Raw genomic sequence first — 8285 nt, forward strand, 5'->3', positions numbered from 1 at the left:
TACGGTCGTGCCTTTGCTACACGCTTCTTTCAGCTTGGCCTCACGGCGTCCACCTTGCGCTTCGCTACGGTTGTCGTCACTCTCTCCGGCGACCTCTTTGCAGATCGCAAGTCTTGGCCCATGCCGGGCACACTAGGTCGGGTTAGCGCAGCGTAACCCGACATTCGGCGTCCGGGTGTCGGGTTACGGCGCGCGTCATACGGCCGAGGCTTGCATGACGCGCTGTAGCATGCGCGCCTAATCCGACCTCCGGGTTCTGCGCGCCTCTGCGGTTCAAACAACTAACCGGCAGTCGCGAAGAGCCAGGGGGCCTCGCGCCGACGCCGCTCCTCGTAGGCGCGGATGGCATCGGCCTGCGCCAGGGTCACGCCGATGTCGTCCAGGCCCTTGAGCAGGCGTTCCTTGTTGCCTGCTTCGACCTCGAAGGCAATGCGGGTGCCGTCGTCCAGCACGAGCACCTGTCCAGGCAGATCGACCTCGACCCGCAGCGCCTGCGGACCGCTCGCGCGGTCAAAGAGGTCGTCGACGATCTTCGGCGCCAGAACGATCGGCAGAAGACCGTTCTTGAAGCAGTTGTTGTGGAAGATGTCGGCAAAGCTTGGGGCAATGATGACGCGCAGCCCGAAATCGGCGATCGCCCAGGGCGCGTGCTCGCGCGAGGAGCCGCAGCCGAAGTTCTCGCGCGCCAGCAGGATCTGCGCGTTCGCGTATCGCGGGTCGTTCAGCACGAAGGTCGGATTCAGCGGCCGGTGCGTGCAGTCCATCCCCGGCTCGCCGTGATCCAGATAGCGCAGCTCGTCGAAGAGGTAGGGCCCGAAGCCGGTGCGCGCGATGCTCTTCAGGAACTGCTTCGGGATGATGGCGTCGGTATCGACGTTCGAGCGATCGAGCGGCGCGACGATGCCGGTGAAATTTTGGAAGGGTTCCATCAAAGCTCCCTCACGTCGACGAAGTGACCGGTCACCGCCGCGGCGGCGGCCATCGCGGGACTGACCAGATGGGTCCGACCCCCTTGACCCTGCCGGCCCTCGAAGTTGCGGTTGGATGTGGAGGCACAACGCTCGCCCGGCTCGAGCCGATCGGCGTTCATGGCCAGACACATGGAACAGCCGGGCTCGCGCCACTCGAAACCGGCATCGGTGAAGATGCGGTCCAGGCCCTCGGCCTCGGCCTGCGCCTTGACCAGGCCCGAGCCGGGCACGACCAGCGCCAGCTGGATGGTGTCGGCGACCTTGCGGCCTTTGACGACCTCGGCCGCGGCGCGCAGGTCTTCGATCCGCGAATTGGTGCAGGAGCCGATGAAGACCTTGTCCGGGCGGATGTCGCGAATCGCGGTGCCGGGCTCGAGACCCATGTAATCGAGCGCGCGGCGGATCCCTTCGGCCCGCACCGGGTCCTGCTCGTCGCGCGGATCAGGAACGGCGCCGCCGATCGGGACCACCATCTCGGGCGAGGTCCCCCAGGTGACCTGCGGCTGGATCTTCGCCGCGTCCATCCGGACCACGCGATCGAAATGGGCATCCGCATCGCTGACCAGGGTGCGCCAATGGGCGGCGCCCTGCTCGAAGAGCTCGCCCGTCGGGGCATAGGGACGGCCGCGCAGGTACTCGATCGTCTTCTCGTCGACCCCGATCAGTCCCGCCCGCGCCCCGGCCTCGATGGCCATGTTGCAGACCGTCATGCGCCCTTCCATCGAGAGTGCGCGGATGGCATCGCCGGCGAACTCGATCACCGAGCCCGTTCCGCCGGCCGTGCCGATCTCGCCGATGATGGCAAGCACGATGTCCTTCGCGGTGACGCCCGGACCGACCTGTCCGTCGATGCTGATCAGGAGCGTCTTGGACTTGCGTTGGATCAGGCACTGGGTCGCGAGCACATGCTCGACCTCGGACGTGCCGATCCCGAACGCGAGCGCACCGAAGGCGCCGTGGGTCGAGGTGTGGGAGTCGCCGCAGACGACGGTCGTGCCAGGCAGGGTAAAGCCCTGCTCCGGGCCGATCACGTGCACGACACCCTGGCGCGGATCGGACATCCTAAACTCGGTGATCCCGAACTCGGCACAGTTGCTGTCGAGCGTCTCGACCTGGATCTTGGAGACCGGATCCGTAATGCCGGCCGCGAGATCGCGCGTCGGGACATTGTGATCAGGCACGGCCAGATTCGCCGCGACCCGCCACGGACGCCGCCCGGCCAGACGCAGCCCCTCGAAGGCCTGCGGCGAGGTCACCTCATGAACAAGCTGGCGGTCGATGTAGAGCAGGGCCGTGCCGTTCTCGTCGAGATGGACGACATGCTCGTCCCAAAGTTTAGCGTAGAGGGTCTTGGCACCCATGGCTCCGGCCTCGAAACAAAAACGAATCGCGAAGCATAAACGCCGGGGCAGTCAAACTCAATTGCGGCGGCGCAGCATGTCGATATCGGTCTGCGCGATCTCGACGAAGGTCGCTTTCAGCCTGTCGGTACGCGGGCGGAGATCGCTGACTATCTCGACAGCATCGAGCCGGCAGAGATGCCTCGGTCGAGATGACGAAGCTCTTTATCTCCGCATCTGCGCGCCGGGATATCGCGGTCGCGTTGCAGCCGTAGGTTGGGCAAAGCGCAGCGTTCCCAACCCGCGCCGGCATCACAGGGCAGTTGGGCACGCTGCGCTTTGCCCAACCTACCATTTCATGTTGATTTTGATCCCGATGTTCATTGCATCAAGCGAGTCCGCGAAATCGGATACATCTCGCTGACCCCGAACGGCTCCTCCGCCTGCGGATCTACACTGATCCAGACCCCGCCGACCACGGGCGAGCCCGGGACCTCCGTGCGCACGAAGCGTTTGAAGGGCGCGCCCGTCGCGGGGTCGATCAGGGGGCGATCGTGCCTGAAGCGATGCGTGTCGCCGTGGATCGCGAGCACCGGTCCGGGATAGGCGCGCATGAGCTCGACGAGTGCGCGCCGCAGCCGAACGAAACCACGCGCCGGACGGGCCTTCTCGAATTGCGGATTCGCGTGAAAGACGATGACGATAGCCGTCGCGTCGCGCTCGGCGGCCAGCGCGGTCGCTTGGCGAAGAAAACGCACGTTCGCGACGTCGCGTGCCTCGAATTCGGCGACCGCGGCCGGGTCGTCCGGCGCATAGCCGTTGTTGCTGCCGACGACATGGACCGCGACGAAAAGAACCCCGTTGCGGATGAAGCTGTAGTTCTCCGGATAGTCGGTCGCGTCGGCGCCCTCGCCGCGAACGGCACCGAGACGATCGAGCCGCAAGACGCCCGGAACCCCGTAGAAGACCTCGCGCACCCGCGCGAGCCGCTCCCGCGGGTCTTTGGCGCCGGCACGCTCGCGATGACAATCGGTCCATTCGTTGTCGCCGGGCGTGAAGACGACAGGCACGGCCCGCGCCCGAAAGAGCTCCGCGATCGTCTTGAGGTTGGCGTCCGTGCAGGGGCTGCTGCCGGACTTGATGTCACCGACATGGATCAGAAAGGGCGTCCCTTCGGCCTCGGCCGTGTCGAAGAGATCGCAAAGCTGTTCGGTCTCGGCGGCGAAATACGGCAGATCGCCCGCCGCGAAGAAGCGCAGCGTCTCGGCACAGGCGGACGCTGCGCTCAGGAGAATGAGCAAAGCGACAGGCCAAACGCCGCGCCGTTTCGGATGTCGGTACATGACTTTCGTGCTCCCGCGGTTCCCTTCAACCCAGATCCGTTTTCCGACCCCGCGAATCGGGATCCGTTAGAATCGCCGCATGATAACGCCCAATCCCACCCCCTACGCCGATCTCAGCCCGGACCTCGTGCTCACCGCGATCGAGAGTCTCGGGTTGCCCACCGACGGGCGCATGCTCGCACTCAACAGTTACGAGAATCGCGTCTATCAGATCGGGATCGAGGATGCGCAGCCGCTCATCGCCAAGTTCTACCGACCCGGACGCTGGAGCGACGAGGCCATCTTGGAGGAGCACAGCTTCACCCGGACGCTGGCCGAGCACGAGATCCCGGCAGTCCCGCCGTCGATCATCGACGGCCGTACCCTGCACGCCTATGCCGGCCACCGTTTCTCGCTCACGCCTCGGCGCGGCGGTCGCACGCCCGAGCTTGACGACCCGAGCGTCCTCGAGTGGCTCGGGCGTCTGCTCGGGCGCATCCATGCGATCGGCGCACTCGAGCCCTTCGCGCACCGCCCGACGCTCGACGTCGAGTCGTTCGGGGAGGAGCCGCGGGGCTTTCTGTTGGAGCACGATTGGATCCCGAAGGATCTGCTTCCGGCCTACAAGAGCGTCGTCGAGCAGGCGCTCGTCGGCGTGCGTGCCTGCTACGCGCGCGCCGGCTCGCCGGCCATGATCCGGCTGCACGGCGACTGTCATCGCGGCAACATGCTCTGGACGGACGCCGGACCGCACTTCGTCGACTTCGACGACGCACGGATGGGCCCGGCCATCCAGGATCTCTGGATGCTGCTCTCGGGTGATCGCGAGGAGATGAGCGGACAGCTCGCCGACGTCTTGGCCGGCTACGAGGACTTCTTCGAGCTCGACTACCGCGAGCTGCATCTAATCGAGCCCCTGCGCACACTGCGCATCATCCATTACGCTGCCTGGCTCGCCCGGCGCTGGGAGGATCCGGCCTTCCCCGCCGCCTTCCCTTGGTTCTCGGCTCCGCGTTTTTGGGAAGATCACATCCTGCAGCTGCGCGAGCAGATCGCGGCGATGGAGGAAGGGCCTTTGTGGGCGAGCCCGTCCTGATGCGTCCAGCATTCCGATCAGCCGGCCAAGCGCCCTGAGCATGCTCGGTCTCCCGCCATCCGCTTCCGGTTTTGTGTCCGGCCTGCTCTCCGGTCTCGGCTGGATCGCATCGACGATCCTGCTTCTGAACGCCGCGATGTGGCTGCTCCAACCCGGCATGGTCTTCTACCCGACGCGTGTGCTGGATGCGACCCCGGCCGATTGGGGGCTCACGTTCGAGGAAGTCGAGCTGACCGCAAGGGACGGCACCCGGCTCCACGGCTGGTTCATCCCGCACCCGGACGCGACCCATACCCTGCTCTTCTTCCACGGCAACGCCGGCAACATCAGTCATCGGGGCGACTCGATCGCCATCTTCCATCGGCTTGGGCTGTCGGCCCTGATCATCGACTATCGCGGCTACGGGCGCAGCTCCGGGCGCCCGAGCGAAGCCGGGATCTACCTCGATGCACTCGCCGCCCGGGATCATCTGGTCGAGGTGCGCGGGGTCGACCCCGCCTCGATCCTCATCTTCGGACGCTCGCTCGGTGCAAGCGTCGCCGCCGATCTGGCCTCGCGCGTATCCTCGGCCGGGGTCATCCTGGAGTCCGGCTTCAGCTCGGCACGCGACATGGCGCGGCATCTCTATCCGGGACTCCACCGCGTTCTCTACCTGCGCTTCGACTTCGATGCCGCCGAGCGGCTGTCGCGCGTGCGCAGTCCGGTCTTGGTCCTGCACAGCCCGGACGACGAGATCGTGCCTTACGCGCTGGGCCGGAAGCTCTTCGAGGCCGCACGCGAGCCGCGACGTTTCGTCGATCTGCGAGGCGACCACAACAGCGGCTTTTTCGCCAGCCAACCCGACTATGAACGCAGCCTTGCGGCCTTTATCGGCTCACTCGAGCCGTCCCAACCGCCCGAAACGAGTGACGAATCGGCTCGAAACCGCTAGGATGCCCGGCCAACCAAGACCGCGGATCCCGACCATGCGAAACGACAAGACCGGCAACCGAAGCGGACGCGGCACGACCGAGGAGATCACCGTGATGGGCAGTGCGTTGGTCGAGAAGGTCAAGGAGTTGATCCAAGAGGGCAACATCCGCCGGCTGATCATCCGCCGCCCGAGCGGGGAGGCGTTGGTGGAGATCCCGCTGACGGCAGGGGTCGGCGTCGCCGCGCTTCTGACCTTCCTCGCGCCCGTACTCGCCGCGCTCGCCGCCATGGCTGCGCTGATCGCTCAATTCCGGGTCGAGATCCAGCGCGACGGGCCGGAGCGATTCCGCAACCCGCGCGACATCGACCAGGACGATTAAACCGCGCCCGGTGCGGTATGCGCCGTTTGCGGGAGTGTCTTGGCCGCGCCAGCTCCGAGGACTGTCGGAGCTGGCGCGGTTTAAAATGTTGAAAATGATTCGAAAACACCCGCCATACAACAGAAGAGAACCACGATGAACGAAGTCAAGAAGACCGCCGAGTATCGGATCTACCAGAAGAAATCCGGTCGCTATGCCGTGCAGGCCAAGGGCAAGCAATGGCTCCACGGCGAAGACAAGGAGAAGATCCTGCTCGACGAGCAACTGATCACGCGTCTGCGCCCGAAGGCGCCGCCGGCACCCGAAGCGGCCGAAGAGACCGCAGCCGCCGAGTAACTCGAACGGCACCGAAGCCTAAACCGCACCCGGTGCGGTATGCGTCACGTGTCGGAGTGGCTCGAGCGAGCCAGCTCCGACGACTGTCGGAGCTGGCGCGGTTTAAAGTCTTGGAAAAAACTAGACTTTAAACCGCGCTTCACCGAGGTCGAGGACAACACCAAAGCCAAACGCAACATGAAAATGCCTCATGTCGCTCTGGACGCGGTTTAGATGCGTCACCGCACTCGCACGGGCGCAATCGGCAACATGATCAAGAAGCCGATGCCCGTGACCACGGCCATCCAGGTCGCAAACCCGAAGAGCCGACGCACACTCCCAACACATGACGCAGACTGCACCGGGCGCGGCTTAAAGCGATAGGTGCGCAGGTCGGTCGCATGATCGGTCTGAGCTTGAACAAAATGTAAGCAACGGACGCGCCTGCTCGACTCCGATGGATCCATTCAACTCGGCCGACACTTCCGAAATCGACCAAGCACCCGAGCCGCCGATGGATCCACTGCCGATCGAGCCCGTTTTGGACGACCTGCGCGCCGCGCTGCGTCGTGGCCATGCGGTGCTCCAGGCGCCGACCGGCTCGGGTAAATCCACGCGGGTTCCGCTCGCCTTGCTCGAGGAGGACTGGCTCGGCGCCGGCCGAATCCTCATGCTTCAACCGCGGCGCCCGGCGGCACGCATGATCGCCGCGCGGATGGCCGCGCTCCTGGGCGAGTCGCTCGGCGAGCGGGTCGGCTACCAGATCCGCTTCGAGCGCCGAATCGGACCGCGCAGCCGCATCGAGGTCATCACCGAGGGCATCCTGACCCGACGCATCCAGTCGGACCCCACGCTCGAAGGGGTCGGACTCCTGGTGTTCGACGAGTTTCACGAGCGCAGTCTGCAATCGGACCTCGGGCTCGCGCTCGCGCTGGACCTGGTCGCCGGGCTGCGCCCGGATCTACGGCTGCTACTCATGTCCGCGACCCTGGATGCCGAGCCGCTGGCCGAGCTCTTGGGCGATGCCGCCGTCATCCGCGGCGAGGGACGGAGCTTCCCCGTCGAGGTCCATTATGCCGATCGCGCCCCCGGCGCCGATGCCGTCGCGGCCGTGATCACCTGCGTGCGCTCCGCGCTTGCCGAGCATTCGGGCGACATTCTGGCATTCCTCCCCGGTACGGGCGAGATCAATCGCTGCGTCGCGCGGCTGCGCGAGCTGGCGGACGAGCGGATCCGGGTCCTGCCGCTGCACGGCAGTCTCCCGACCGAGGAGCAGGAGAAGGCACTGGTCCCGAACGCGGGAGCCGACCGCCGTGTGCTGGTCGCCACCGATATCGCCGAGACCAGCCTGACGATCCCGGGCATCCAGGTCGTGATCGACAGCGGTCTGACCCGCAAACCGCGATTCGATCCGGGCTCCGGGCTGACGCGTCTGGTGACCGAGCCGATCGCGCGCGCCTCGGCCGAGCAGCGCGCCGGGCGTGCCGGACGGCTGGGTCCGGGTGTCTGCTATCGGCTCTGGACCCGCGCACAGGAGCAGGGGCGACCCGAGCGCCGGACACCCGAGATCCTCCAAGCCGATCTGGCATCGCTCGTCTTGGAGCTGCGGCTTTGGGGCGTGGCGGATCCGAACGGGCTGCGCTGGGCCGATCCGCCGCCCGTCCCCGCGTGGGATGCCGCCGCAGCACTCCTGACGCGCCTCGGCGCTTTGGATGCGCGCGGCGCCATCACCCCGCTCGGCCGGCGGATGGCGGAGCTGCCGGTCCATCCGCGACTGGCCGTGATGCTGCTCGGCGCCGCTGAATCGGCCCGCGGCGACGCCGCCGATCTCTGCGCCCTGATCACCGAGCGCGACCCGCTGCTCGACACGCCCGGACAACGCCGCCCGGCGGACCTGGGTATGCGTCTGCAAGCCCTGCACACCTGGCGTGAACGGCGCTCGGTGCCGG

The 8285-nt window shown here is 66.3% G+C and carries 8 protein-coding genes; 5 read left to right on the forward strand and 3 right to left on the reverse strand.

From position 1 onward, the window contains the following. Positions 1-281: 281 nt before the first annotated feature. From leuD to VLR48_RS16480, 3 genes are all read right to left on the reverse strand, one after another. Positions 282-929: a 3-isopropylmalate dehydratase small subunit gene (gene leuD / locus VLR48_RS16470; RefSeq protein WP_325292831.1), complete on the reverse strand. Its 648-nt coding sequence runs from the start codon at positions 927-929 to the stop codon at positions 282-284. Beyond that, entirely contained in the window at positions 929-2332 is a 1404-nt protein-coding gene (gene leuC, locus VLR48_RS16475) for a 3-isopropylmalate dehydratase large subunit (protein WP_325292832.1), read from the reverse strand. The genes leuD and leuC overlap by 1 nt, the downstream gene beginning before the upstream one ends. Positions 2333-2691: 359 nt before the next feature. After that, positions 2692-3654, reverse strand: a complete 963-nt coding sequence (locus VLR48_RS16480; protein ID WP_325292833.1) for a hypothetical protein — start codon at positions 3652-3654, stop codon at positions 2692-2694. A 79-nt stretch (positions 3655-3733) separates the two neighbouring features. Here VLR48_RS16480 and VLR48_RS16485 point away from each other — a divergent pair, with 79 nt between their 5' ends. From VLR48_RS16485 to hrpB, 5 genes are all read left to right on the forward strand, one after another. Continuing rightward, complete coding sequence (locus VLR48_RS16485) at positions 3734-4729, forward strand: serine/threonine protein kinase (protein WP_325292834.1); 996 nt, start codon at positions 3734-3736, stop codon at positions 4727-4729. Between the two features lie 40 nt (positions 4730-4769). Continuing rightward, complete coding sequence (locus VLR48_RS16490) at positions 4770-5660, forward strand: alpha/beta hydrolase (RefSeq protein ID WP_325292835.1); 891 nt, start codon at positions 4770-4772, stop codon at positions 5658-5660. A 34-nt stretch (positions 5661-5694) separates the two neighbouring features. Next, on the forward strand, positions 5695-6021 hold the full coding sequence (locus VLR48_RS16495) for a DUF4342 domain-containing protein (RefSeq protein WP_325292836.1): 327 nt from the start codon (positions 5695-5697) through the stop codon (positions 6019-6021). Between the two features lie 135 nt (positions 6022-6156). Beyond that, a complete protein-coding gene (locus tag VLR48_RS16500; protein ID WP_296698775.1) occupies positions 6157-6357 on the forward strand; it encodes a hypothetical protein in 201 nt (66 codons plus the stop codon). A gap of 493 nt (positions 6358-6850) precedes the next feature. After that, positions 6851-8285 (forward strand): ATP-dependent helicase HrpB (gene hrpB, locus VLR48_RS16505; protein ID WP_325292837.1); only part of this gene is annotated, 1435 nt, incomplete at its 3' end.

Origin of the sequence: Thiocapsa sp. (assembly GCF_035467215.1) — a bacterium.
Taxonomy (GTDB): Bacteria; Pseudomonadota; Gammaproteobacteria; order Chromatiales; family Chromatiaceae; genus Thiocapsa.

Coding starts and splice junctions, on each gene's coding strand:
- leuD (WP_325292831.1), bottom strand. CDS start 929: ATGGAACCCTTCCAAAATTTCACCGGCATCGTCGCGCCGCTCGATCGC.
- leuC (WP_325292832.1), bottom strand. CDS start 2,332: ATGGGTGCCAAGACCCTCTACGCTAAACTTTGGGACGAGCATGTCGTC.
- VLR48_RS16480 (WP_325292833.1), bottom strand. CDS start 3,654: ATGTACCGACATCCGAAACGGCGCGGCGTTTGGCCTGTCGCTTTGCTC.
- VLR48_RS16485 (WP_325292834.1), top strand. CDS start 3,734: ATGATAACGCCCAATCCCACCCCCTACGCCGATCTCAGCCCGGACCTC.
- VLR48_RS16490 (WP_325292835.1), top strand. CDS start 4,770: ATGCTCGGTCTCCCGCCATCCGCTTCCGGTTTTGTGTCCGGCCTGCTC.
- VLR48_RS16495 (WP_325292836.1), top strand. CDS start 5,695: ATGCGAAACGACAAGACCGGCAACCGAAGCGGACGCGGCACGACCGAG.
- VLR48_RS16500 (WP_296698775.1), top strand. CDS start 6,157: ATGAACGAAGTCAAGAAGACCGCCGAGTATCGGATCTACCAGAAGAAA.